Here is a 26,512-nt window from a genome sequence, read left to right as displayed (position 1 = left end):
GGGTGTTGAGTCTTCAAATGATGGAACCGAGCGCTCGTCTCGTGCTGATCTCTCCCACGCGCCTGGCAGACGTGCGCCGGCGTACCGGCGGATACTCCGACCGGACCATCGCCGAGGCCTGTGCCATCGGACTGTCGTACTGGGCGACGGGTCAGAGCCCCGACGGAATCGACCTGGCCCCCGGAACGCTCTTCGCGGACGTCCTGGGCTGGGTCGACAACGGCGGCGCCGCGCCCAGCGGTTGGGAGACCGGCGAGGCCGCCCCCGACGGCTGGGCCATCGCGGTCCCCGGGACCGTCCCGCAGTCCGACGCGCAGCGCGCGCTGGACGACCTCGCGGACTTCCCCGACCGGCCCCTCGGCACCATCAGCCCGTCCGGAGTGGCGGAGCGACTCACGACCCTGGCCGAGTGGAACGACAACGCGGCGGACCGGGTCCGGCCGACCATCGTGGAGATGTTCCGCGAGCAGGCGCGCCTGAGGCCCGACGCGGTCGCCATCATCGACGAACACCGCTCGCTGACCTACCGCCAGGCGGCGGAGCTGTCCGCGCAGCTGGCCCACCACCTGATCGGCCGCGGACTCGGCTCCGAGCAGGTCGTGGGCATCTCGCTGGGGCGCTCCGCCGACATGGTCATCGGCCTGCTCGGCGTGCTCCAGGCCGGCTGCGCCTTCGTCCCGCTCGACCCGCAGTGGCCCGCCGCGCGCCGCGCCGTCGTCATCGACGACGCGCGGGTCGTGCTGCAGCTGAACGACTCCGGCGAGCACGACCCCGCCGAACCGGCCGCCGCGGCCGTCGACCTCGACGACTGGCGGTACGCCGACCACAGCGCCGGGGCCACCGGAATCACCGCGCACGGCAACTCCCTGGCCTACGTCATCTTCACGTCCGGTTCCACGGGCCGCCCCAAGGGCGCGATGATCCGGCACGAAGCGATCAGCGAACGCCTGATCTGGCAGGTCGAGGAGATCCTCGGCTTCGGACACGACGACGCCTCCCTCTTCAAGGCGCCGCTGTCCTTCGACATATCCATCAACGAGATCTTCCTCCCGCTGGTGTGCGGCGGCCGCCTCGTGGTCCTGCGGCCCGGCGGCGAACGCGACCCGCACCACCTCCTCGGCGTCATCGCCGAGCACCGCGTCACCTTCACCTACCTCGTCTCCTCCATGCTGGACGTCCTGCTGGAGATCGCCGGAGACTCCGACCGCCTCGACAGCATGCGCCACGTGTGGTGCGGCGGCGAGGTGCTCACCCCCGAGCTGTACGAGCGCTACCGCACCCGGCTCGACATCCCCATGTACCACGGCTACGGCCCGGCCGAGACGACCATCGGCGTCTCCCACGTCATCTACCGGGGCGAGGCGGAACGCCTGTCGACCTCGATCGGCAAGGCCAACCCCAACACCCAGCTCTACGTCCTCGACGACGAGCTGCGCCCCGTCCCGGTCGGCGTCGGCGGCGAGCTCTACGTCGGCGGCTTCCTCCTGGGCCGCGGGTACGTGAACGCCCCCGGCCTGACCGCCTCCCGGTTCGTGGCGAACCCCTTCGCGGCCGACGGCTCCCGCCTCTACCGCACCGGTGACCTCGCCCGCTTCGCCCCCGACGGCTCCCTGGACTTCCTCGGCCGCGCCGACAACCAGGTCAAGGTCCGCGGCATGCGCCTCGAGCTGGAGGACGTGGAGGCCGGCCTCGCCGAGCACCCCGCGGTACGGCACACCTGCGTCATCGCGAAGAAGAACAGCGCGGGCGGCACCTACCTCGTGGGCTACGTGATCCCGGCCGCCGGAGCCGCGCAGCTGCGGGCCGCCGAGGTCAAGGCCTGGGCCACCGAGCACATGGTCGAGTACATGGTGCCCGCCCACATCGTCGTGATGGCCGAGTTCCCGCTCACCGCGAACGGCAAGCTCGACCGGCGCGCCCTGCCCGAACCCGAGGTCGTGACCGGGTCGTTCGTACGGCCCTCCACCGACGAGGAGCGCGCGGTCTGCGCGGCCGTCGCCTCCGTGCTGCGGCTCGAGGAAGTCGGCGTCGACCAGGACTTCTTCCAGCTCGGCGGAGACAGCATCCTCGCCATCTCGCTGCTGAGCGCGCTCCGCGAAGCGGGCCTCTACGTCACCGCGGGCCAGATCTTCGCCAACAGCGTCCTGGGCGCCCTGGCGGCGGTCGCCGGCCGCGAGGACGTGGCGCGGGTGGACCACGCCGACGTCCCGACCGGTCCCGTCGTGGGATCGCCCATCGTCCAGTGGCTCGGCCGGACCACGGACGCGATCGACGGCTTCGTCCAGGCGGTCGTCCTGAACACCCCGGAGGGCCTCACCACCGACGCCCTCGGCCCCGTCCTCGACTCCGTCGTCGCCCGGCACGACATGCTGCGCGCCCGGCTCGTCCGCGGGGACCGCTGGAGCTTCGACATCCCGGAGGCCGGCGGAGCCACCGCCGACTGGCAGGAGAGCGACGGGCCGCTCGACGCGTGCGTGGCCCTAGCAACCGAAGGACTGGACCCGGACAACGGCGTGATGCTGCGGGCCGTCTGGCGCCGCGAGGCCCGCCAACTGGTCCTGGTCGCCCACCACGTGGTGGTCGACGGCGTGTCCTGGCGGGTCCTGATGGAGGACCTGGCCACGGCATGGCGCCGGTTCACCGCCGGCGAGAAGATCGAACTCCCCGCGGTGGGAACCTCGTTCCGCCGCTGGACCCAGCTCCTGGCGGGCGCCGGATTCGACGCGGACCGCGCCTACTTCGAGCGCCCCCTGCCCGGCCCCGACGCGCCGCTCGGCAGGCGCGCCCCGTCCGGGGACGACACGGTCGAGCGGGAGCGGACCCGGGTCTTCACCGTCGGCCCCGAGGCCACGGCCGCGCTGCTCGGCGAGATCCCCGCGAAGTTCCACGCGGGCGTCAACGACGTGCTGCTGACCGCGCTCGCCGTCACCCTCGCCCGGTGGCGCCGCGGCTGCGGCCAGGAGCAGACCTTCGCGCACGTGGAGCTGGAGGGCCACGGCCGCGAAGGCCGCCACGTGGCCGGCGCCGCCGGCGTCGAGCCGGAACTGTCGCGGACCGTCGGCTGGTTCACGACCCTGTTCCCGGTGACCGTGGACCCCGGTACGACCGGCGACTTCACCGACCCCCGCTACCTCGCCGCCGCGCTCAAGGCGGTCAAGGAAGACCTCGCCCGCGTACCGAGCAACGGCGTCTCCTACGGCGCCCTGCGCTACCTGGCCGACGCCGCCTTCACGGCCCCCGCGCCCCAGGTCCTCTTCAACTACCTGGGCCGCTTCGACGCGGGCGCGCCGGGCGACTGGCAGCTCTCCGGCACCACCGGGCAGCTCGGCGAGAAGCGCGACCCGAGGATGCGCCTGCCGCGCGCCCTGGAGTTCAACGCGATCGCCGAACCCTCCGCCACCGGCGAGTACGAACTCGTCACCACCGTCTCCTGGCCCGACGGGATGTTCACCGACGAGGACGTCGAGGCGATCGGCGGGTACTTCCAGGCGGCCCTCACCGCCCTGGCCGCGCTCGAAGAGGGCGGCCACTCGCCCAGCGACTTCCCGCTGGTGCGGCTGACCCAGGCCGACGTCGACGCCCTGGACGGCCCCGAGCTGCGCGCCGTCCTGCCGCTGACCCCGCTGCAGGAAGGCCTGTACTTCCACTCGGTCTTCGACGACGACTCCGCGGGCAGCTACGTCGAACAGCAGCTGCTGACCCTGGAGGGCGAGCTCGACCCCGCCCGCCTCGAGGCCGCGGCCACCCGCCTGCTCACCCTGTACCCGAACCTGGCCGCGCGGTTCACGGCCCTCGCCGACGGCCGCGTCGTCTCCGTACTGGAAAGCGGCGCCGAGGCGCCCTTCACCGTCCTGGAGCGGCCCGGCATCACCGACGCGGAGCTCCACGCACACGCGGAGCGCGACCGCCGCGCCGGATTCGACCTGGCCACCGGCCCGCTGATGCGGTTCACCCTGGTCCGCGACCCCGAATCCGGCCGCGACGTCCTGGTGCAGACCGTCCACCACATCATCGCCGACGGCTGGTCGGTGCCCCCGATGCTCCGCGCGCTGCTCGCCGAGTACCACGCGCCCGGCAGCACCTACCCGCTGAGCGGCTTCCCCGACTACGTCGGCTGGCTCGCGGAGCGCGACGCCGACGAGAGCGACCGCGTGTGGGGCGCCGAACTCGCCGGGCTGCCCGGCCCCTCGCTGGTGGCCAGGGAGCACACCCCGTCCGACCGCTTCGCCGACACCTCCGTCGAACCGGGGCTCGACATCGACGCCGCCGCCCGGACGGCCGGCGTACCGCTGAGCGTGGCCGTGCACAGCGCCTGGGCGGTGACCCTGGGCGGCATCCTGCACTCCGCCGACGTGGTCTTCGGATCCACGGTCTCCGGCCGCGACGCCGACGTCCCCGGCATCGAGGACATGGTCGGCCTGTTCATCAACACCGTCCCGCTGCGCGCGCGGTGGGCCGCCGGCACCACGGCGGGCGAACTGCTCGCCTCCGTACGCGAGCACCAGGGCGCGGTCCTGCCGCACCAGCACGTCTCCCTGGCCCGGATCGGCCGCCTCGCCGGCGTCGGCTCCCTCTTCGACACCCTCGTGGTGTTCGACGTGGCCACCGACGTGGCCGCCCTGCGCCGCACCGGCGACACCCTCGCCGTCACCGGCCTCGTCAACGAGGGGGCCCCGCACTACCCGCTGACCCTGGTCGTGGAACGGGCCCTCGACGGGCGCCCGCGCTTCAACCTGATCTACGACGGCGAACTGCTCCGCGAGAGCAGCGCCCGGGACATCCTGAACCGGTTCACGCACACCCTCACCGGCCTGCTCACCCGCCCGGACGCCCCGGTCGGCGAGCTCGCGCCCGAGGGCGGCCGGAGCCCCGCCCGGATCGCCCCGACCACCCTCGGCGAACTCTTCGACGCCACCGCGGACCGGGACCCGGCGGCCACCGCCGTCACCCAGTGCGCGCTCGACGGCACCAGCCGCTCGCTGACCTACGGCGAACTCGCCGACGCGAAGAACGAACTGGCCGCCGCCCTGCGCGCGGCCGGGGTCCGGCCCGGTCGGCGCGTCGCCGTGGCCGTCCCGCGCACCATCGAGCAGGTCGTCGCCCTGGTCGCGATCGTCAGCGCGGGCGGCGCCTACGTACCGCTCGACATGGCCTACCCCGACGACCGGCTGGAGTACGTCCTCGGCGACGCCGCCCCGCAGGCCGTCCTCGTCGACCCCGGTCAGCGCGAACGCTTCACCGCCCTGCTGGAGCGGGCGGGAGTCGCCGCACGCGTCCTCGTACAGGGCGACGAGCTGCCGCAGGAGGACGCCGCCGGGGAAGCGGCCCCGGCGGACGGCGTCGGCTGGCACGACCCCGCGTACGTGATCTACACCTCCGGGTCGACCGGCAAGCCCAAGGGCGTCGTCGTCCCGCACTCCAGCGTGGTGGCGCTGCTCGCCAACACCCAGCCCGACATGGGCTTCGGCCCCGACGACGTCTGGGTCCAGTTCCACTCCTACTCCTTCGACTTCGCGGTCTGGGAGCTGTGGGGCGCCCTGGCGCACGGCGGCGAGCTGCTCGTGCCCGACTACGGGCTGACCCGCTCCCCGGTCGACTTCCACCGGCTGGTCCGCGAGCGCGGCGTGACCGTGCTCAACCAGACGCCCTCGGCCTTCTACCAGTTCGTCGAGGCCGACCGGCACGCCGGTGAGCCGCTCCCCGCCCTGCGCCGCGTCATCTTCGGCGGCGAGGCACTGGACCTCGGACGGCTGCGCGGCTGGACCGAGCGGCACGGCGCCGCCTCGCCCGAGCTCGTCAACATGTACGGGATCACCGAGACCACGGTCCACGTGACCCACCGGGTCCTGACCGAAGAGGACTTCGCCTTCGGCGACGACGTGAGCCCCATCGGCGGACCCATCCCGGGCCTGACCACCTACCTGCTCGACGACCGGCTCCGGCCGGTGCCGCCGGGGCAGGTCGGCGCCATCTACGTGGCCGGCGACCAGGTGTCCCTCGGCTACCTCGGGCGGCCGGGCCTGACCGCGGGCCGGTTCGTGGCGAACCCGTTCGCGGGCGACGGCTCCCGGATGTACCACACGGGCGACCTGGCCGTCCGCACCCTCGACGGGGAGCTGGAGTTCACCGGCCGCGCCGACGACCAGGTGCAGCTCAAGGGCTTCCGCATCGAGCTCGGCGAGGTCGAGTCCGCGCTGCGCGACCTCGACGGCGTGGTCGACGTGGCCGTCACCGTGGCCGACAGCGGCGACCACCTGGTCGCGCACGTCGTGGGCCGGGTGCCCGGCGAGCTCTCCGCCCTCCTGGCCGAGAAGCTGCCCGTGCACATGGTGCCGGGCCGGGTCCTGACCGTGGACGCCCTGCCGCTGACCGTCAACGGCAAGCTGGACCGCAAGGCCCTGGTCGCGGCGGCCGCGCAGGACGACACCCCGGTGGCGGGCGGTGCGGGCGGCGTTGCGGGCGGCGGTTCGCAGCTCGCCTCACTGGTTGGCATCTTCGCCGACACCCTGTCCCACCCGGCCGCCGACGCCGACACCGACTTCTTCGGAGCCGGCGGCGACAGCATCATCGCCATCACCGTGGTCAACCGCGCCCGGGCGCTCGGCCTGCCGATCGCACCCCGCGACGTGTTCCTCCTGAAGACGCCGCGCGCCCTCGCGGAGCTCCTGGGCACGCGCGCGCCGCAGACCCCGGCCCCGGCTCCCGCGCGCCGTGAGGACGGCCCGCTGGCGCCCACGCCGATCATCCTGCGCCAGCGCGAACTGGGCGGCTCCCTCGCCCGGTTCGCCCAGGCCAGGACCGTGGAGGTGCCCGAAGGCACCGCCCTCGCCGACATCGAGCGCGCCGCGAACGCCGTACTGGCCGCCCACCCGGCCCTGCGGATGCGCCTGAACACCGGGCACGGCGTGTGGACCCTGCGCACCGAACCCGCCCGCGAGGCCACCGTCGTCCGCGCCGACACGGCCGACGCCACGGCCGCCGCGAACGAGGCCGCCGGCCGGCTCGACCCCGAGACCGGGGAGGTCACCGCCTTCACCTGGCTCGCGGCGACCGGCACCCTGGTGGTCACCATCCACCACATCGCGGTCGACTCGGTGTCCTGGCTGATCCTGCTGGACGACGTGGCCGCCGCCCTGCGCGGGGAGACCCTCGCACCGGCGACCACCTCCTACGCCGAGTACGCCGACGCGCTGACCCTGCGGTCCGCCGCCGGCGCCGACGACCTCGGGCACTGGGTCGACACCCTCCAGGCGCCCCCGCTGCTGCCCGCCTCCGGCCCGCTGCGCGACACCACCGTGGTCCTCGGCCCCGAGGCCAGCGACCGGGTGACGCGCACCGCCCCCGGCGCGCTCGGCGTCGCCCTGACCGAGCTGCTCTGCGGCGCCCTGCGCACCGCCCTGACGCGGATCCAGCCGGCGCCCACCGATCTCGCGATCGAGCTGGAGCGGCACGGCCGGGTGTCCGTACTGGAGCACCACGACTACACCCGTACGGTCGGCTGGTTCACCGCCATCGCGCCCGTCCGGCTCACCGCGCACACCGACCCCGTCGCGGCCGCCCGCGAGCTCGCGGCGCGCCAGCCGGACGAGTCCGGGCACCTCGCCTACGGCCGGCTGCGCTACCTCAACCCGCAGACGGCCCCGCTGCTGACCGCCCGCCCGCAGGTGCTCTTCAACTACCTCGGCCGGGGCAGCGAGTCCCGGGCGCTGCACATCACCGGCGGCGACCAGGGCAGCCCGTACGCCGTCGAGGTCAACGCCTGGACCGATGCGGCCACCGGCAGCCTGCACGCGACCTTCACGCTCGCCGAGGGGATCCCCGACGAGATCACCGCGCACTGGCTGCACGCCCTGGAATCCCTCGCGGAAGCCTCCGTGACGGCCGAACGCACCGCGCCGGTCACCGCGCTCCAGCGCGGCCTGTTCTTCCAGGCCCAGCTGGCCGGCACGGCCGGACACTACGTCGCGCAGAGCTACTTCGCCCTCGACCACCGCCTCGACACCGGGGTACTGACCGAAGCCATGGCCGTCGTCATGGCCCGGCACCCGGTCGTCGGCGCCGGCTTCACCACCGACGACGACGGCAACCCGGTCCAGATCCTCAAGGCGGGCAGCCGGGTCGGCGTCCACACGGTCGAGCTGTCGACCGAGGAGGAAGTCGAAGCCCTGCGCGTCCGGGACCGCAACACCGGCTTCGACCCGGCCGAGCCTCCGCTGATCCGGCTGACCGTGATCCGGCTGCCCGGCGGCCGCGACGGCCTGCTCCTCAGCTACCACCTGCTGCTGTGGGACGGCTGGTCCCGTGCGATCGTGCTGCGGGACCTGTTCGAGGCCTACCGTGCCCTGCTCGCCGGCGAGCAGCCGTCCACGACCCCGGCCGTGCCGGGCTTCGAGGACCACGCCCGATCGCTTGCCGCCAAGGACCCGGCGCTCTCGGAGCGGTTCTGGGCCGAGCAGCTGACCGGACTCTCCGGCCCGACGCTGCTCGCCGGACCGGCGCCGACCCTCTCGGACGAGCTGCCGCCCGCACTGCTCCACACCCTGTCCGCCGAACAGTCGCAGCTGCTGCGCGAGACGGCCAGGGCGCACGGGGTCACCCTCAACTCGGTCCTCACCGGAGCCTTCGGCCTGCTGCTCGGCGCCCACACCGGCCGCAGCGACGCCGTGTTCGGCGTGACCGTCTCCGGCCGCGAGGGCGAGGGCCTGTCCGACATCGTCGGCGTGCTCCTCAACACCGTGCCCATGTGGACGCGGGCCCGGCCCGAGGACACGGTCGGGGAGTACCTGGCCTCCGTACAGGCGGCCCGGGTCGACGCGATGGAGCACGAGCACCTGGGGCTCGGCGAGATCCAGCGGGCCAGCGGCCACGACACCCTCTTCGACAACCTGTTCGTCCTCCAGAACTTCCTGGACCTGGACGGGCTCGCCGAGATGAACGCCCGCCACGGCATCACCGAGGTGAAGTCGGACGACTCCACGCACTACCCGTTCACCTGGGTCGTGACGCCCGGCGACCGGCTCACGGTCAAGCTGGAGCACCGCCACGGCGACTCCGGCAGCGCCCGCCGCCTCCTCGACGACTACGTCGGCCTGCTCCAGGACCTGGCCCGCTCCACCGGACCGGTGGGCGCGCTGCCCGGCCTCGGCCCGGTGCCCGCACCCGCCGAGCGCACCGACATCGGCACCGACACGGTGGTCGACCGCTTCGACCGGGCGGCGGACCGCGCACCCGAGCGGGTCGCGCTCGTCGCACACGGCCGGAGCATGACCTTCGCCGAACTCCAAGGCCGCAGCCGCCTGCTGGCGGGCGTGCTCGCCGGGCGCGGCATCGGCCCGGAGAAGACGGTGGGCCTGGCGATCCCGCGCACGCTGGACTGGATCGTCGCGCTGTTCGCCGTACTGCGCACCGGAGCCGCGTACGTACCGCTGGAGCTGGACCACCCGGACGAGCGGATCGCCACGATCGTCGCGGACGCCCGGCCCGAGGTGATCCTCACCGTCAGCGCCGTCTCGCCCCGGCTGACCGGCGGCCCGGTCGGGACCGACGACCTGATCGAGCTGGACCGGCCCCTTCCCGAGGCCGAGCCGCTCGTGACGTTCGCACCGGACGACCCGAACCGGCTGCGGCACCCCGCGTACACGATCTACACCTCCGGTTCGACAGGCAAGCCCAAGGGCGTCGTGACCGAGTACGCCGGACTCACCAACATGCTGATCAACCACCAGCGCCGCATCTTCGAACCGGTGCTGGCGGAGCACGGCAACCGGATCTTCAAGATCGCGCACACCGTGTCCTTCGCCTTCGACATGTCGTGGGAGGAGCTCCTGTGGCTCGCCGACGGCCACGAGGTGCACATCTGCGACGAGGAACTGCGCCGCGACGCACCCGGCCTGGTCGACTACTGCCGTGAGCACGGGATCGACGTCATCAACGTGACCCCGACCTACGCGCAGCAGCTGGCGGCCGAAGGCCTGCTCGACAACCCGGACCGGCGCCCCGCGCTGGTGCTCCTGGGCGGCGAGGCGGTCACCCCGCCCCTGTGGCAGCGGCTCGCCGAGACCGAGGGCACCGTCGGCTACAACCTGTACGGGCCCACCGAATACACCATCAACACCCTGGGCGTCGGCACCTTCGAGTGCCAGGACCCGGTGGTGGGCGTGGCCATCGACAACACCGAGGTGTTCGTCCTGGACCCGTGGCTGCGACCGCTGCCCGACGGGGTTCCCGGTGAGCTCTACGTCTCCGGCATCGGCATCGCCCGCGGCTACCTGGGCCAGCCGGCCCAGACCGCGCACCGGTTCGTCGCCTCCCCGTTCGGGGCGCCGGGCGAGCGCATGTACCGTACCGGCGACCTGGTGGTCCGCCGGCCGGACGGGAACCTGATGTACCTCGGCCGCACCGACCAGCAGGTCAAGATCCGCGGCCACCGCGTGGAACTGGGCGAGGTGGAGGCAGCCTTCGCCGCGCACCCGGCGGTACGGTTCACCGCCGCGGTCGCCCAGCCCGACCCGCAGGTCGACGGCGCCTACCGTCTGGCCGCGTTCCTCGTACTGGAGGCCGGAGCCGACCTGGCCGCGGTCGCCGCCGAGGCGGGCACCGGACTGCCCGACTACATGCGCCCGACGCACTACGCCCAGGTCGACGCCATCCCGCTCACGGTGAACGGGAAGGCCGACACCAAGGCCCTGCCGGAGCCCAAGCCGCTGGGTGCGCTGACCACTTCGGGCGAGCGCGGCCCGGAGACCGAGACCGAAGTCCTGGTCTGCGAGTTCTTCGCGGAAGCCCTGGACCTGGACGACGACGAGGTGAGCGCCGTGAGCGATTTCGTGTCCCTCGGAGGACACTCCATGCTGGCCGTACGCCTGGTCGGACTCCTGCGCCGTGAATTCGGCCCGACGATCACCATCCGTGACCTGCTCACCCTGCGAACCCCCGAAGCGATTGCCCGGCACCTTGATGACAACTCCTGACGTCCAGAGATCCCGCCGCGCGGGATCCGACATCCTGCGGACCGCCATACGGCGCAACGTCGGCGCCATGGTCTGGGGCACGGTCCTCATGGGCCTGTACCAGGCGGGCGAGACGGCCTTCCCGATCGCGCTCGGCCTGATCGTCGACCACACGATGAAGGGGCGGAGCCCCGGGGCCCTCGCCCTCTCGATCGGCGCGCTGGCCGTGATCATCACGACCGTGTCGCTGTCGTGGCGGTACGGGATGCGCATCCTGCAGAAGGCCAACACGACCGAGGCCCACCACTGGAGGGTGCGGGTCGCGTCCTGCGGCCTCCAGCCGGTGGCCCGGGACGTGGACCTGAAGTCCGGCGAGGTGCTCACCATCGCCACCGAGGACGCCGACCAGACCGCCGACATCGTCGAGGTCGTGCCGATGCTGATCAGCTCCTCGGTCGCGGTGGTGGTCGCGGCGGTCGCGCTGAGCCTGGCGGACCTGCGCCTCGGCCTGCTGGTCATGGTGGGCACGGCTCTGATCCTGTCGACCCTCAGCGTGATGTCGAAGCGGATCGGCAGCAGCACCCAGGAGCAGCAGGCCCGGGTGGCACGGGCCGGCGCGAAGGTCGCCGACCTGATCACGGGCCTGCGCCCGCTGCACGGCTTCGGCGGCAACCACGCCGCCTTCCGCTCCTACCGGAAGGTCAGCACGGAGGCGAAGGAACAGGCGATCACCGTCGCCAAGGTGAACGGCGCCTACACGGGCACCGCGCTGGCCCTCAACTCGACCCTCGCCGCCGCGGTGACCCTGACCGCCGGCTGGCTGGCCTTCGACGGGCAGATCAGCATCGGTGAGCTCGTCATGGCCGTGGGCCTGGCGCAGTTCATCATGGAGCCGCTCCGGCTGTTCTCGGACATGCCCAAGTACGTGATGATGGCGCGCGCTTCGGCGGAGCGGATGGCCCTCGTGCTGACCGCCCCTCCGGTGGCGGCCCCGGGGACGGCCCGCCCGGCACCGGGCGGGGACCTGGAGATCGACTGCGTCCGGTACGAGTCCCTCCAGGGCCTGAAGTTCCGCGTCCCGGCCGGCCAGTTCACGGCGATCGCGGTCTACCAGCCGCGCGCTGCGGCCGAACTCGCCTCGATCCTGGCCGTGAACGTGCCGCCCGCCTCGTACGGCGGAGTGGTGCGGCTCGGCGGGCAGGACCTCGCGGAACTCCTCGTCGAGGCGGTCCGCGAGCTCATGCTGGTCAACCCGCACGACGGGGAGATCTTCGCGGGAACCCTCCGCACGAACATCGACCCGTCGGGCACCAGCCGGACGGTGCCCGAGGCCGTCGAGGCGTCCATGCTGACCGATGTCGTCGCCCTGCACCGGGAAGGGCTCGACTACGAGGTCCGCGACCGCGGTTCGAACCTCTCGGGCGGGCAGCGCCAGCGGCTCTCGCTGGCCCGGGCGCTGGCCGCGGACTCCGACGTGCTCGTGCTGCGCGATCCGACCACGGCCGTGGACGCGGTCACCGAGCAGCTCGTCGCCCGCAGGATCGCGGAGCTGCGCCGGGGCCGTACCACCGTGGTCATCACCAGCAGCCCGGCCCTGCTGGACGCCGCCGACCGGGTCCTCGTCCTGGGCGACGGGGTCGTCACGGCCGAAGGCACGCACCGGCACTTGCTGGCCACCGATCCGGCGTACTGCTCGGCGGTCACGCGGTGAGTCTCTGAGCGGGTGAACACAAGGGGGCCCGGGTGGCCGGCGAATCGCCGGCCACCCGGGCCCCCTTGTCGTCGGCCTCTTGTCGTCGGGCCCCCGTGTCGTTGGGCCGTCAGGCCAGCGCCCAGGCGACGTCCCGGAGCAGGGCCTGCCGCCAGCCCGCCCGGTCGTGGCCCGACGCCGACCTGGAGACCCGTACGGTCGCACCGGCCTGTTCCGCCAGGGCCTCGACCAGTTCGCAGTGGGGGAGCATGCGCGTCTCGTGCTCGCCCAGGTCGAAGGCGATCCGCAGACCGGGCGGGGCGGGGTGCTCGCGCAGGCGCGCGGCGATGGCGCCGCCGCGCGGACCGCCCAGCGGGTCCGGCAGGTCGGCGGCCTCCGGAGTCCACCAGAACGACCCCGACTGGCAGGCGACCCGGGACACCAGCTCGGGGAACTCCGTCGCCGCGTACAGGGCGCTCAGGCCGCCGAGGCTCTGCCCGGCGACCACCAGCCGGTCCAGGTCCGCGGGCACCCCGCTCGCGGCGACCAGCGGCAGCAGTTCGTCCCGTACCGCCTCCCACAGCTCGGGCCGGCAACCGAACTCCGCCTGCCGGTCCTTGGTGGGCAGGAACACCAGTGTGGCCGGGGGCATGTCGCCGGCCTCGAAGGCCGCGTCGAAGGCGGTCATGGCCGGGTGCAGGTACAGCCAGTCGTCCCCGTCGAGCAGCAGGACCACCGGTCCGCCGCCGCCCACCGGGTGGACCCGTACGGTGCGCTTCCCGCCGAGCCGTTCGCTCGCCCAGCGGATCCGGGTGCGCGGCAGCGGCAGTACGTCGTCGGCGCCCACGGCGGGCCAGTACGGCTGGGGCGGAGCGTCCGGGGTGGCGACGATGGACCGGTCGCCGCCGGCCCGGAGGGGGTTGAGCGGATCGGGGTACGACGATCCGTCATCCGCGAGGAACCGGTAGGTCACCCGGAGCCGGGCGGGCATGCGCACCTCGGCGTACCAGCAGTCCGTGTCGCGCCACCGGAGCAGCGCGACCGGGTCCGACCAGCTCTCGAAGTCGAGGACCGTCGGGGACCCGCGCCACAGGAACAGGGTGACCCAACCGCCGTCGCCGGAAGGCGCGGACACGGGAGTCGCGGCCGCCCAGAACTCGTCGGTGCCGGGCGCGGCGGGCAAGTCGAACGCGGCGAAGGGGCTCTCCGAGCCGTCCTCGGCCAGGGTCCGTTCGAGTGCACCCATCGGTGCCTCCTTGTGAGGGGGAAGGGGAGACGTTAAGCTCTATAATTAGGCGAGCCTAACCTAAGTGAACGGCTCTCTTCATTCCCGATCGACCTTCCCCACGGGCACGGCGCCCGCTGTCGGACTGTGCGCGCCGCACGCCGACGCCACCCGCCGGTCCCATCGGGCTCCTGGAGGAACCCCAGTATGAGCACCAACCCGTTCGACGATGCCGACGGCCGCTTCCTGGTCCTGGTGAACGACGAGGGTCAGCACTCCCTCTGGCCCTCCTTCGCCGAGGCTCCCGGCGGCTGGACGGTCGCGCTCGCCGAGACCACCCGTGACGCGTGCCTGGAGTTCATCGAGTCGAACTGGACCGACCTGCGCCCCCGTTCCCTCGCGGCGGCCGTCGAGGCCTGACCGGGACCGGCCCAGGCCCCGGCCCCGGATGCGCCGCGCTCGCGGTGTGCCCGGGGCCGCTGCATGTCGGTCGCCCGAGCGGGATCGGGTTGAGTTAGGTTAGGCTAAGCTAAGTCAAGCTAACTGTGCAGGGTTGCGCGGGGGCCGCTCGCGCGGCATCAGGGGAGGGGATCGTCATGGGCCTGCCGGCCATCGGTTCCTACCCCATGCCCGACCGCGCCGCGCTGCCCCGCTCCTGCGCCTCCTGGGCCATAGACCCCGGCCGCGCCGCACTCCTCGTCCACGACATGCAGAACCATTTTGTGGGGGAACTCCCGACGGACAGGTCCCCGGTCGTGGAACTCGTGGAGAACATCGCGGCACTTCGGGCCCTCGCCACGGCGTTGGAGATTCCGATCTTCTTCACCGCCGAGCCGGCCGCCCAGCCGCCGGGTCAGCGCGGCCTCGCCGCGGACGTCTGGGGGCCGGGCATCGGCGACGGGACCGACGCCGCCGCGATCATCGCGCCGCTCACCCCGCGGCCCGGCGAACGCGTGCTGGCCAATGTGCGCCACAACGCCTTCCTCCGCAGCCACTTGGGGCGCCTGCTGCGTTCGGAGGGGCGTGACCAGCTGATCGTCTGCGGGGTCCACGCCCACCTCGGCGTCCTCCTGACGGCCGCGGACGCCTTCATGAACGACATCCAGCCCTTCGTGGTCGCCGACGCCGTCGCCGACTTCTCCGCCGAGGAGCACGAGATGGCCCTGCGCTGGGCCGCCCGCAGTGCGGTGGTGTGTACGACCGAGACCCTGCTCCGCGAGCTGCTGCTCGGCGGAGGGTCCCGAAGCGTGCGCAAGGATGCCTGAGCGCGTCCCGCCAACGCCCGTACCGGGGCGCCGTCCTGCGCCGACGGCCCCACACGAACCGAGAGAGAGCGGAAGAACATGACCGTACGGGTCGCGGTGGCCGGTGCCAGCGGCTACGCGGGCGGGGAGCTGCTCCGCCTGCTGAGCTCGCACCCCGCCGTGGAGATCGGCGCGCTGACCGCGCACAGCAGCGCGGGGCGTCAGCTGGGGTCCGTACAGCCGCAGCTTCCCGAGTTCGCCGAGCGGATCCTCCTGGACACCTCCGCCGCCTCCCTGCGCGGCCACGACGTGGTGTTCCTCGCCCTGCCCCACGGCCAATCCGCATCCCTGGCGGAGGAGTTGGAGCCCGGCACGCTGGTGGTGGACTGCGGCGCCGACTTCCGGCTGCGGGACGCGGCCGCCTGGGAACGGTTCTACGGCACCGCCCATGCCGGCACCTGGCCCTACGGCCTGCCGGAACTCCCCGGAATCCGCGCCGAGTTGAAGGGCGCCACCCGGATCGCCGTACCCGGCTGCTACCCCACGGCGGTCACCCTGGCCCTGTTCCCCGCCTACGCGGCGCACCTGGTCGAGCCCGAGGCCGTCATCGTCGCCGCCAGCGGAACCTCCGGCGCCGGACGCGCGCTCAAGACCCACCTCCTCGGCACCGAAGTGATGGGCTCCATGAGCCCGTACGGAGTCGGCGGCGGCCACCGGCACACCCCGGAGATCGCCCAGAACCTGTCCCGCGCGGCCGGCGGCGAGCACGTGACGGTCTCCTTCACGCCCACCCTGGCGCCCATGCCCCGGGGCATCCTCGCCACCTGCTCGGCCCGGCTGCGCCCGGCCGCGGGCAGCTCCGCGACCTCCGCGACCTCCGCGACCTCCGCGACCTCCGAGGCCCCCGAGATCCCTGCGATCCCCACGGAGGAAGAGGTGCGCGCCGTGTTCGAAGCCGCGTACGCCGACCAGCCGTTCGTACGGCTGCTGCCGCCCGGGCAGTGGCCCACCACCGCCGCGGTCCTCGGCTCGAACACCGCCCAGGTGCAGATCGCCGTGGACCCGGACGCCCGCAGGCTGATCTGCGTCAGCGCCATCGACAACCTGACGAAGGGCACCGCCGGTGGCGCGGTGCAGAGCATGAACATAGCCCTCGGCCTGCCGGAACGGCTGGGCCTGCCCGTGAATGGAGTGGCTCCTTGAGTGTGACCGCAGCCCGGGGATTCCTGGCGGGCGCCGTGCGCGCCGGCATCAAGGAGTCCGGTGACCCGGACCTGGCCCTGGTGGTGAACCGGGGGCCGTCGCGCGCCGCCGCCGGTGTCTTCACCTCGAACCGCGTGCAGGCCGCGCCCGTACGCTGGTCCCGCCGCGTGCTCGCCGACGGGCGGATCTCCGCCGTCGTCCTCAACTCCGGCGGCGCGAACGCCTGTACGGGTCCCGGTGGCGCCGAGGACACACGGGCGATGGCGGAGCGCACCGCGGCGGCCGTGGAGGTCGCCGCCGACGCGGTCGCGGTCTGCTCCACCGGCCTGATCGGCGTCCGGCTCCCGATGGACCGGGTGACGGCCGGCATCACCGCCGCCGCGGACCGGCTGTCGCCCGAGGGCGGCGAGGAGGCGGCCGTCGCGATCAAGACGACGGACTCCGTCCACAAGACGGCGGTGGCCGCCGGCCCCGGCTGGACGGTCGGGGGCATGGCGAAGGGTGCCGGGATGCTCGCCCCCGGGCTCGCCACGATGCTGGTCGTCCTGACCACGGACGCCGACGCGAGCGCGGACGTACTCGACGCGGCGCTGCGCGAAGCGGTGCGCACCACCTTCGACCGGGTGGACTCGGACGGCTGCATGTCCACCAACGACACCGTGCTGCTGCTCGCCTCGGGCAGCTCGGGCATCACGCCCGAAACCGCGGAGCTCACCGCCGCCGTGCACGCCGTGTGCCGGGACCTGGCACTCCAGTTGGTGGCGGACGCCGAGGGCGCTTCCAAGGAGATCGAGGTGGCCGTCGTCGGCGCGGCCTCGGAAGCGGACGCCGTGGAGGTGGGCCGCTCGGTGGCCCGCAACAACCTCCTCAAGTGCGCACTGCACGGCGAGGACCCCAACTGGGGCCGCGTGCTGTCCGCGATCGGCACCACCTCGGCCGACTTCGACGCGGACCGGCTGGACGTGGCCATGAACGGCGTCTGGGTGTGCCGGGACGGCGCCGAGGGAGAACCGCGGGACAAGGTCGACCTGTCCGGCCGCCGGATCGCCATCACCGTGGACCTGCGCTCCGGCGACTCCTCGGCCGTCATCTGGACCAACGACCTGACGGCCGAGTACGTGCACGAGAACAGCGCCTACAGCTCGTGAACGGAGCCGAGATGACGGTCGAGATGACGGCGGAGGCGACGGCGGCGATGACCTCGGAGACGGCGGAGACGGCGGAGACGGCGGAGACGATGCGGAAGCAGACGTGGACGCGGACGTGGGATGACGCGCCGGTCACCGTGCCGGCCCCCCGGGACCTGCCCTGGCTGGAGCAGCTCCAAGGCCGCACGGTCGTCGTCAAGTTCGGCGGCAACGCGATGGTGGACCCCTCCACGCACCGGACGTTCGCCCAGGACGTCGTGGAGCTGTGGCACGCGGGCCTGCGGCCCGTCGTCGTCCACGGCGGCGGCCCCCAGATCAGCGCACTGCTCGACCGGCTCGGCCTGGAGACCCGCTTCGAGGCCGGGATGCGCGTGACCACGCCGGAGACCATGGACGTGGTGCGCATGGTGCTCACCGGCAAGGTCCAGCGCGAACTGGTCGGAGCCATCAACGCCCACGGGCCGTTCGCCGTGGGCCTGTCGGGCGAGGACGCCCACACGATGACCGCCGTACGCCGCCCGGCCTGGGTCGACGGCCTGCCGGTGGACATCGGCCTGGTCGGCGACATCGTGGACGTGGACGCCGCGACGATCGCGGGCCTGCTGGAGCAGGGCCGCATCCCCGTGATCTCGCCCGTCGCGCGCGGCGAGGACGGCCAGGTCTACAACGTCAACGCCGACCTCGCGGCCTCGGCCCTGGCCGTGGCCCTGGGGGCCGACCGGCTGGTGGTGATGACCGACGTCGAGGGGCTGTACGCCGACTGGCCGCACAGCACCGAGGTGATCGACCGCCTCACGGCCGGCGAGCTGGACGCCCTGCTGCCGGAGCTCGCGAGCGGCATGCTCCCCAAGATGGAGGGCTGCCTGCGCGCCGTACGGGCGGGCGTCGCCAAGGCGCAGGTCATCGACGGCCGGGTACCGCACGCGCTGCTGCGCGGAGTCTTCACCGAGGACGGACCCGGCACCACGGTGGTACCGGACGAGGAACCCGGCCCGGAGGGGCCGGACGGCAAGGGGGACGGCGCGTGACCGCCGACAGCACGACGACACCGCTCACCGGCAGCACGACGCCGCCGCTCGCCGACCGCTGGCGCGCGGTGATGATGGACACCTACGGCACCCCCGCGCTCGCCCTGGTCAGGGGCGAGGGCAGCACGGTCTGGGACGAAGACGGCCGCGCGTACACGGACTTCACCGGCGGCATCGCCGTCAACGCCCTCGGGCACGCCCACCCGGCCCTCGTCTCTGCCGTCCAGGACCAGGTCGCCCGGCTCGGCCACGTCTCGAACCTGTTCGTCTCGGAGCCGGCGGTCGCGCTGGCGGAACGGCTGCTGGCCCTGCTGGACAGGCCCGGCCGGGTGTTCTTCGCCAACTCGGGCGCGGAGGCGGTCGAAGCCGCCTTCAAGATCGCCCGCCGGACGGGGCGCCCGCACCTGGTCGCCACGGAGGGCGGGTTCCACGGGCGCACGATGGGGGCGCTCGCCCTCACCGGCCAGCCGCCCAAGCAGGCCCCCTTCCTGCCCCTGCCCGGGGAGGTCACGCACGTTCCCTACGGGGACACGGAGGCGCTCCGCGCGGCCGTCACCGAGCACACGGCCGCCGTCGTACTGGAACCCCTGCAGGGCGAGGCGGGAGTCGTCCCGGCCCCTGCGGGCTACCTGCGCGCGGCCCGCGAGATCACCCGCGCCACGGGGACCCTGCTCGTACTGGACGAGGTGCAGACCGGGATCGGCCGTACCGGCCACTGGTTCGCGCACCAGGCGGAGCCGGGAGCGGAGCCGGACGTGATCACCCTGGCCAAGGGGCTGGGCGGCGGCCTGCCGATCGGTGCCACGGTCGCCTTCGGCGCCGCCGCCGAACTGCTGACCCCCGGTCAGCACGGCTCCACCTTCGGCGGCAACCCGGTGGCGTGCGCGGCCGGGCTCGCCGTCCTGGAGACCATCGAGAAGGAGGGGCTGCTCGCCCACGCCGCGCGGGTGGGGGAGCAGCTGAGGCGGGGCATCGAGGCCCTGGAACACCCCCTGGTCCGGGAAGTACGGGGCGCCGGCCTGCTCCTGGGCATCGCCCTCGCCGAGCCGGTCGCCGCCCGGGTCCAGCGGGCCGCGCAGGACGCCGGGTTCCTCGTGAACGCGGCGGGCGCGGGCGTCGTACGGCTGGCACCCGCCCTGACCCTGCCCCAGGAGCACGCCGATGCCCTGGTGGCGGCACTGCCGGGGATCCTCGACGCCTCGTAGGGCCGGGGGCGTAGGGCAGGCGCCGTACGGCAGGCGGCGTACGGCCGGGGCGGGTCCCTCAGGGGCCCGCCCCTTCGCCGTCTCCCCGCGCTGTCGCTAGAGGGTGAGGGACAGGACGCGGGCGCCCCGGGCGGGGTCCAGGGACCGGGCCCAGTCGGCCGGCGCCAGGGCCGGGGATGCCGGGAGGAAGCCGTTGAGGAGGAAGAGGCGGCCGCTGCCGGTCGTCGCCGTGAACAGCGTGGCCAGGGAGCGGTTGCGGGCCCTGAGGAGCGCCGCGTGCAGCAGGCGGGCGCCCATGCCCGAGCCCTGCCGGTGGGCCGCGACGCAGAAGTTGTACAGCACGCCGGCGGCGGGGTGTTCGCGCAGACCGAGGCAGCCTTCCAGGCTTCCGTCGGGCGCTTGCGCGACGAGGAAGTCCGACGCCCGGGAGAGGTAGAGGGAGAGCGGGCGTTCGCGGAGCGCCCCCGCGTGGACGAACGGCCGGGAGAGGGCGGCGAGCGCCGGGCCGTCGTCCCGGCGCGCCGGGCGCACCGTGAACTCGGGGACCTCGTGCCACCGGGGAGCGGGGGCGCGGGGCGGCAGGGTGGCGTGCGCGGCGGCAGGGGGCAGCGTGGCCGTGGTCAAGGTGTTCCTTCCTCGGTTCCGCCGTGCGTGCGTGCGGGGCGGGTGCGGAGGCGGAGGCCTCCCGGCGGGACGGTCGAGGTTAGGTTAGCCTTACCTGGTCGGTGGGGCCAAGTCGGCCCGTACGGACGGCGCGTGCCGCCACGTAGCCGGGAAAGACGGGCAGGTCGTCGACGGCCCAGCCCGGTGGAGCCGAGGGGGCGGCGCCGGTGCCCACGTACGTCAGGGACGGGTTCCCGCCGAGGCCGATGCCGATCCCCTTGAGGTAGGCCTCCTTCCGCGACCAGCAGCGGGCCACCGCGGAGGGGACCTCGACGGCCGGCAGCGCCGACAACTCCGCGCGCTCGGCCGGATGGAGGAAATCCGCCAGCTCGGAGGCCAGTTGGACGGCCAGGTCGGGCGCGGGCCGCTGCTCCACGTCGACTCCGACCGGACCGTCTGCGAAGCCCACCAGCACGGCGTCCCCCGCGTGGGACAGCGAGAAGTGCAGCGGCAGGCCGGGCACGGCCGGCCGTCCGTGCGGCCCGCCACAGCCGGGGCACGGCTCGCGGAAGAAGCGCACCCGCGCCGGATCGAGGCCGAGCCGGTCGCCCAGCAACTGCCGCAGCACGACGTGCGCGACCCGGTACTGGTCACGGTCGCCGGCGCGCCGGATCCCCTGGAGCCGGGCCCGCTCGGCATCGTCGAGCATCCCCTCCAGCTCCCGCGCCCGATCCGCGTACAGGCTCACGCGCACCGCCCACAGCTCCGGTCCGGGCGAGGTGAGCCAGGGCTCCGGCGAGGCGTCGGTGCCGGGGGCCAGGTCCGCCGCGGCCGTCATCCGCACGGGCGGCCGGGGTACGTGTCGCCCTCCGGGGCCCCGACTTCGCGCATCCGGCCCAGGACCTCCCCGAGGAGCGCGTCGTCCACGTCGACGGGCATGTTGAACTCCCGGTCGAAGACGAAGGAGTCACCCGCACCCGCGTGCCAGATCACCCAGCGCGGCGGCATCTCGGGCACCTCCCACAGCGGCGAGAACCGCTCCAGAACACCACTCACACCCACACCCACACCCACGCCCACACCACTCACACCGATCACAGCTTTCCCGCATCCGTCGTCGTCTGGCGTCCGTCAACAAAGGTCTCCACGACCTCGATGGCACTGATCCGGGAGGGATCGACGTACCGCGGGTCGTCACCCAGGACGACCAGGTCGGCGCGCTTCCCCGGGGTGAGGCTGCCGGCCCTGTCGTCCCACCGGCAGGCGTACGCACCGGCGACCGTGTAGGCGCGCAGCGCCTCCTCGACGGTGACCGCCTCGCCGGGCCCGATCGCCCGCCCGGAGGCGGAGGCGCGCTCGACCATGAACTGGATCGCCCGCAGCGGGGCCCCGTCGGTGACGGGCCGGTCCGAACTCCCCACGAGCGTCACCCCGTGGTCCAGGAACCCGCGCCCCCGGTACATCCAGGGGGCTCGCTCCTCACCCATCACGTCCGCGTAGTCGTCCCCGAAGGAGTACAGGAAGGCCGGCTGGACGACCGCGCTGACGCCCAGCCGCGCGAAGCGCGGGAGCTGGTCGGGGCGGATCAGCCCGGCGTGCTCGATCCGGTGCCGCGCGTCCGGCCGGGGCCGCAGCCGCTGCGCCTCCTCCAGCGCGTCGAGCGCGAGGTCGGCGGCGCGGTCCCCGATGGCGTGGACTGCGAGCTGCCAGCCGCCGAGGTGTCCGTCGATGATCATCCGGGTGAGGCGCTCGGGCTCGTCCTGGAGCTGCCCGGTGTGGTCCGTGCCCACGTACGGGGCCGTGAGCGCGGCGGTACGGGCCATCATCCCGCCGTCGGTATAGATCTTGAGCGCGCCCAGCGACAGCCAGTCGTCGCCGAACCCGGTGCGCATGCCCAGGTCCAGAGCCCGTGGAATGCCGTCCTCCCGGTGCGCCTCGCGCGGCCGCAACGTATCGCCCGCGGGCATGAGCTGCACCCGCAGGGGCAGCCTCCCCTGGTCCCGCAGCAGCTGGTACGCGCCGAGCTCCACGGGGCTGTGGCCGAGCAGCCCGCCCCCGATGCCCGCCTCGGCGACGGCGGTCACCCCCTCGGCGAGGCAGGTCCGGGCCGCGCGCTCGACGGCATCGGCGATCTCGTCCTGCCCGTACGGCAACCGGAGCCGCCGCGCGGCGGTCATGGCCCCCTCGGCGAGGAACCCGTCCTGATGCGGAACCCCGTCGGGCAGCAGCTCCAACACCGCACTGTTCACGACGCACCCGTGCCCCGAGTCGTGCATCAGGAACACCTTGCGCCCGGGGCTGACCGCATCCAGCTCGGCGGCGGTCAGATGCCGCCCCAGCGCCCGCTGGTCGTACCCCATGACATCGACCCAGGCCCCGTCCCCGCCCGCAGAACGGGAGACCGCCTCCGCCACCACCGCCAGCACGTCCTCGACCCGCTCGCACGGGGCGACGCTCGGGGTGCTCTGCTTCAGCCCGGTCCAGGCGAGGTGCACATGACTGTCGATGAACCCGGGCAGCAGGGTGGCACCCTGCAGATCGACGACCTCCCGAGCCGGCAACGAGGCCACGTCCTCGTCGAGCCCCACGATCCGCCCCCGCCAGATCCCCAGCGTACGGGCGAAGGGCCGGTCCGGATCCATGGTGACGATGTTCGCGTTGACCAGCCTCGAACACAGCACGGGCGGTCCAACTCCCCCTGGCGGCAACGCGCATGTACACGGGTCAGGACAGGGGGCCAGGGGCTGCCACATCCGACTTAGGTAACCCTAACCGTACATTCGGCAGCCGGTCAATGTGGGCCTCTCCTTTCACGCGATGCGTGGTGCGGGAACCCCTTGGCGATCTACGCTGCGCGAGCCGGAAGGGGGAGCGGTGCAGGGAAAGCGATACGACCAGCGGGTGCTCGTACTGGTCGAGGTGCGGGGCGGTCAACGCGACTGGGACGAGGCGGAACGGGCCTTCGCGGAACGGGACTGGCCGGTCGTCACCTCGTACGCGCGGGGTGAGGGAGTGTCCCAGGGGGTGCTGAGGGCCGACGCCTCGGCGCGGCTGTACTCCGTGGAGGTGCGGTTCTTCGGAGCCCGCAACCGGCGCACCGGGCGGGCCGCCGGCTGGCAGGTGGAGCGGCTGGCACGGGTGAAGCGGCTGGAGATGTACGCCCGGCGCTGCGAGCCGATGGACCGGGACAGGGAGCAGCTGACCGTCTGGTGGGTGCATGGCGTTGCCCACCGCCCGCCCCGCGTACCCGCCCCGAGACCCTCGACGACGATGGCGAAGCTGCGGCGCGCGGCGGCGGTGACACGGGCGCGTTTTACGGAGCGGCGCGGCTACCACGACACCGGGACGGTGGTGACGGGCACGGCGTCGGAGGCCCGCCGGGTGTCCCGGATGGACCTGGACGGGGGCTCCGCGCCCGCGCCCGTCACCGACGTACGGGCGAACTCCGGCCGGGAGCGCGGCCACATCGTGCCGCGCCGCGAGGAGGACTTCCACCGCAGGGCGAACCGCCTCGCGGCCTGGCTGTTCGCCATGACCTTCTGTGCCGTGCTCGCCCGGCATCACGGCGGCGTTCGGATGTGGGTGTGGGGTGGCGCGGCGGTCCTGTGCTTCCTCGCGGCAGCCAGGCTGGCGCACGGCATGTTCGCGTCCGGAGGCCGGGTAGGGAGCCTCTTCCTCTGCGGTGCGCTGGCCACCTTCCTCCTCGCCGTCTCCTTTGGCGCGGACATGTGAGACGGCAGGGGCTGGACGCCGGTGCAGATGTTGTCGGTCTTCGCCGTCCTGGCGACGGTCGGAGGTATCTCGCTCCTGGTCCGGCAGTGGACGTGGGGCGAATGGCTCGCCTGGGCGGTGCCTCTGGCTTTCGCGGTGGTCGCGTCCCTCGTGGTGTCTTCCGGGTCGGTGCTGCACGCGATGTACGCGGACAGCCTCGACCTGACGCCCCCAGACCTTGATGTGCCCGCCATCTGGCAGGCCGCATCGGCGGTGAAGCTCTTGAGCCTGCTGAGCTTCGTCCTGTTCGTGCCGGCCCTGTGGGGCATCGCGAAGCATGTGCACGCACCCGGTTTCGACCCCGTCGAGCGGCTCAGGGTCCCGTTGTGCGTGGTCGTTCAGGCAGCGGCCCTGGCGCTGTGCGGGGCAGAAGCGCTGGACTCGGTGGGCGGCGCGGTGAAGGACTTCCGGGCGGCGGCGGTCCGGAAAGCGGAGCTGCCGTCCTACTTCGGGGTGGAACCGGAGTGGATGTGCGTCGAACCGACCGTCCCCGCGGCCAAGCTCGCCACCCGCGGTGGCGTCCTCCGTCCGGAGCGCCCGTACGTCTCCTTCGGGGAGGCCGGCGGGACGGTCTCGCTGTGGGACGAGCCCGCGGGCAAGTCGGTGCAGATGCCGGTCGAGCAGGTGCGTCTCGTGCCGGCGGCCGACGGGACGGTCCGGTGCACCTTCTCGTACGGGAGCCTGCCGAAGGGCGACTGACCGTGGTGGTCAGACCGGCAGGCCCGTGTGTTCCTTGATGCGTTTCATGATGATCTGGGAGTTGACCTCCGTGACGCCCGAGAGGGCCGTGAGCTTTTCGATCCAGAGGCGCTCGTACGCGCGGAGGTCCGCCACCGCGATGCGCAGGAGGCAGCCGGGGCTGCCGAAGAGGCGGTAGGCCTCGATGACGTCGGGGATGTTCTGGAGGGCGGCTTCGAAGGCTTCGACGGCCTCGCGGTCGCGGCGGACCTCCACGGAGACCAGGACCTCGAAGCCGCGGCCCACCGCTTCGGGGGAGATCACGGCGCGGTAGCCCTGGATGATGCCTTCCTCTTCCAGCTGGCGGACCCGGCGCATGCAGGGGGAGGGGGTGAGGCCCACGCGCTGGGCCAGCTCCTGGTTGCTGAGTCGGCCGTCGGCCTGGAGCTCGCGCAAGATTTCTTTGTCGATGGCGTCCATTGCGCAATTATCACTCAGGGTTTGTTGCGGGGTGGGGGGAAATCGCAATCGCATTGCGCGTAGATCGGCCTACCATTGCCGTTTGTAGAAAATCTGTACGGGCCGTTTCGGGCTGTGTGAAGGAAGGTTCGTGGTCATGGGACGCATCGTCGTGATCAGCACCGGCGGGACGATCGCCAGCCGCTGGCAGGGTTCCGGTTTCGCCGCCGACGCCGACGGGGCCGAGGTCATGGCCACCGCGCCGCTGCCCGAGGGGGTGAGCGTCGAGGTCGTCGATCTGTTCAGCGTGAACAGTCCTCGGCTGACCACCGCGCACCAGTTGACCCTGCTGCGGACCGTGCACGAGGTGCTCGCCGATCCGGGTGTGGACGGGATCGTGGTCACGCACGGCACGGACACGCTGGAGGAAACGGCGTTCCTGGTGGACCTGCACCATCGTGATGAGCGTTCCGTGGTCTTCACCGGCTCGCAGCGGCCCATGGGGGCGGCCGACGGGGACGGTCCCGGCAATCTCTACGATGCCCTGCTGACCGCGTCGACCACGCGCGGGCTCGGCGTCCTGATCGCGTTCGCGGGGCGGGTGCACGCGGCCCGCGGGACCGTGAAGACGCAGGCTGTCGCGCTCGATGCCTTTGCCGACCCGTCGAAGCAGTTGTTGGGGAAGGTCGGCTTCGGCAAGGTCACCGTGCTGCGGACGCCGGTGCGGCCGGAGCCCCTGGCGCTGCCCGCGATGCCCGAGGCGCCGGAAGGGCCGCCGCGGGTGGATGTCGTGATGCACCACGTGAGCGGTGACGCGGTACTGCTGAACGCCGCGGTGGCGGCGGGGGCGCGGGGGATCGTGCTGGTCGGGACGGGTGCGGGCAACGCGACGCCGGAGGTTGTCGACGCGGTGAAGGCGGCTGTCGCGGGCGGTGTGCTGGTGGCGTTGACCACGCGGGTCGCGGCCGGGCCGGTGACGGAGATCTACACCCATGGGGGTGCGGTGGATCTGGTTGCGGCCGGGGCCGTGCCCACGGGGACGCTGCGGGCTCCGCAGGCGCGGGTGGCGGTGCTCGCGGCGTTGCTCTCCGAGGGGGATGCGGGGGAGCGGGTGCGGGTGTTGCGGCGGGTGCTGGCCACCGGTGGCCCTGTGCTGGTTGCCGCCTGACCCTGGCGGGTCGGGCTCGGGGTGCGTGATTCCGGGGCGGGGTCGGGGGTGCCGCTGCGCGGGGCTTGCTCCCCGCCCCGCCCTTTCTCCGTTTCCGGGGCTCCGCCCCGGACCCCGCGCCTCAAACGCCGGCGGGGCTGG

General features: G+C 73.2%; 17 protein-coding genes. 11 read left to right on the top strand and 6 right to left on the bottom strand.

Features of this window, described 5'->3' with window-relative positions; translation table 11 throughout:
* The first annotated feature begins 17 nt into the window (after positions 1-17).
* Both ACODT5_RS12665 and ACODT5_RS12660 read left to right on the top strand, forming a co-directional pair.
* Entirely contained in the window at positions 18-10,970 is a 10,953-nt protein-coding gene (locus ACODT5_RS12665) for a non-ribosomal peptide synthetase (protein WP_422519262.1), read from the top strand.
* Positions 10,957-12,660, top strand: coding sequence for an ABC transporter ATP-binding protein (locus tag ACODT5_RS12660; RefSeq protein WP_422519261.1), 1,704 nt, complete (start codon positions 10,957-10,959; stop codon positions 12,658-12,660). The genes ACODT5_RS12665 and ACODT5_RS12660 overlap by 14 nt, the downstream gene beginning before the upstream one ends.
* Positions 12,661-12,769: 109 nt before the next feature.
* Here ACODT5_RS12660 and ACODT5_RS12655 read toward each other — a convergent pair whose 3' ends face one another.
* Positions 12,770-13,885, bottom strand: coding sequence for an alpha/beta hydrolase-fold protein (locus ACODT5_RS12655; protein ID WP_422519260.1), 1,116 nt, complete (start codon positions 13,883-13,885; stop codon positions 12,770-12,772).
* A gap of 186 nt (positions 13,886-14,071) precedes the next feature.
* Between ACODT5_RS12655 and ACODT5_RS12650 the strand changes: the two genes are divergently transcribed.
* From ACODT5_RS12650 to ACODT5_RS12625, 6 genes are all read left to right on the top strand, one after another.
* Positions 14,072-14,284 carry an MbtH family protein gene (locus ACODT5_RS12650; RefSeq protein WP_385375132.1) on the top strand — a complete coding sequence of 71 codons (213 nt, stop codon included), beginning with the start codon at positions 14,072-14,074 and terminating at the stop codon, positions 14,282-14,284.
* 176 nt (positions 14,285-14,460) lie between these two features.
* Positions 14,461-15,129, top strand: a complete 669-nt coding sequence (locus ACODT5_RS12645) for an isochorismatase family protein (protein WP_422519259.1) — start codon at positions 14,461-14,463, stop codon at positions 15,127-15,129.
* Between the two features lie 78 nt (positions 15,130-15,207).
* The gene (gene argC / locus ACODT5_RS12640; protein WP_422519258.1) at positions 15,208-16,311 is read left to right on the top strand and encodes an N-acetyl-gamma-glutamyl-phosphate reductase; all 1,104 of its coding nucleotides are present in this window, start codon (positions 15,208-15,210) and stop codon (positions 16,309-16,311) included.
* Positions 16,308-17,459: a bifunctional glutamate N-acetyltransferase/amino-acid acetyltransferase ArgJ gene (argJ, locus tag ACODT5_RS12635; RefSeq protein WP_422519257.1), complete on the top strand. Its 1,152-nt coding sequence runs from the start codon at positions 16,308-16,310 to the stop codon at positions 17,457-17,459. The genes argC and argJ overlap by 4 nt, the downstream gene beginning before the upstream one ends.
* A gap of 89 nt (positions 17,460-17,548) precedes the next feature.
* Positions 17,549-18,487 (top strand): acetylglutamate kinase, encoded by a 939-nt coding sequence (argB, locus tag ACODT5_RS12630; RefSeq protein WP_422519642.1) that lies wholly within the window; start codon positions 17,549-17,551, stop codon positions 18,485-18,487.
* The gene (locus ACODT5_RS12625; protein WP_422519256.1) at positions 18,484-19,692 is read left to right on the top strand and encodes an acetylornithine transaminase; all 1,209 of its coding nucleotides are present in this window, start codon (positions 18,484-18,486) and stop codon (positions 19,690-19,692) included. Before argB ends, ACODT5_RS12625 begins: the two co-directional genes overlap by 4 nt.
* A gap of 96 nt (positions 19,693-19,788) precedes the next feature.
* Here the strand turns inward: ACODT5_RS12625 and ACODT5_RS12620 are convergent, their stop codons facing one another.
* The 4 genes from ACODT5_RS12620 to ACODT5_RS12605 all read right to left on the bottom strand — a co-directional run bounded on the left by ACODT5_RS12620 (position 19,789) and on the right by ACODT5_RS12605 (position 22,976).
* On the bottom strand, positions 19,789-20,316 hold the full coding sequence (locus tag ACODT5_RS12620) for a GNAT family N-acetyltransferase (protein WP_422519255.1): 528 nt from the start codon (positions 20,314-20,316) through the stop codon (positions 19,789-19,791).
* Positions 20,317-20,395: 79 nt separating this feature from the next.
* Positions 20,396-21,133 (bottom strand): 4'-phosphopantetheinyl transferase family protein, encoded by a 738-nt coding sequence (locus ACODT5_RS12615; RefSeq protein WP_422519641.1) that lies wholly within the window; start codon positions 21,131-21,133, stop codon positions 20,396-20,398.
* Positions 21,130-21,351, bottom strand: coding sequence for a hypothetical protein (locus ACODT5_RS12610; RefSeq protein ID WP_422519254.1), 222 nt, complete (start codon positions 21,349-21,351; stop codon positions 21,130-21,132). Before ACODT5_RS12610 ends, ACODT5_RS12615 begins: the two co-directional genes overlap by 4 nt.
* Positions 21,352-21,389: 38 nt before the next feature.
* Positions 21,390-22,976 carry an amidohydrolase gene (locus tag ACODT5_RS12605; RefSeq protein ID WP_422519253.1) on the bottom strand — a complete coding sequence of 529 codons (1,587 nt, stop codon included), beginning with the start codon at positions 22,974-22,976 and terminating at the stop codon, positions 21,390-21,392.
* A 193-nt stretch (positions 22,977-23,169) separates the two neighbouring features.
* Between ACODT5_RS12605 and ACODT5_RS12600 the strand changes: the two genes are divergently transcribed.
* On the top strand, positions 23,170-24,027 hold the full coding sequence (locus ACODT5_RS12600; protein WP_422519252.1) for a hypothetical protein: 858 nt from the start codon (positions 23,170-23,172) through the stop codon (positions 24,025-24,027).
* 21 nt (positions 24,028-24,048) lie between these two features.
* The gene (locus ACODT5_RS12595) at positions 24,049-24,765 is read left to right on the top strand and encodes a hypothetical protein (protein WP_422519251.1); all 717 of its coding nucleotides are present in this window, start codon (positions 24,049-24,051) and stop codon (positions 24,763-24,765) included.
* Positions 24,766-24,774: 9 nt separating this feature from the next.
* Here the strand turns inward: ACODT5_RS12595 and ACODT5_RS12590 are convergent, their stop codons facing one another.
* The gene (locus ACODT5_RS12590; protein ID WP_385375087.1) at positions 24,775-25,224 is read right to left on the bottom strand and encodes an Lrp/AsnC family transcriptional regulator; all 450 of its coding nucleotides are present in this window, start codon (positions 25,222-25,224) and stop codon (positions 24,775-24,777) included.
* A 136-nt stretch (positions 25,225-25,360) separates the two neighbouring features.
* Here ACODT5_RS12590 and ACODT5_RS12585 point away from each other — a divergent pair, with 136 nt between their 5' ends.
* Positions 25,361-26,371, top strand: a complete 1,011-nt coding sequence (locus tag ACODT5_RS12585; protein ID WP_422519250.1) for an asparaginase — start codon at positions 25,361-25,363, stop codon at positions 26,369-26,371.
* Positions 26,372-26,512: the final 141 nt, after the last annotated feature.

This window comes from Streptomyces tatrensis (assembly GCF_049310065.1).
GTDB lineage: Bacteria > Actinomycetota > Actinomycetes > Streptomycetales > Streptomycetaceae > Streptomyces.
Note: the sequence above shows the minus strand (reverse complement) of the source record. Positions and strands in the feature narration are given on the sequence as shown.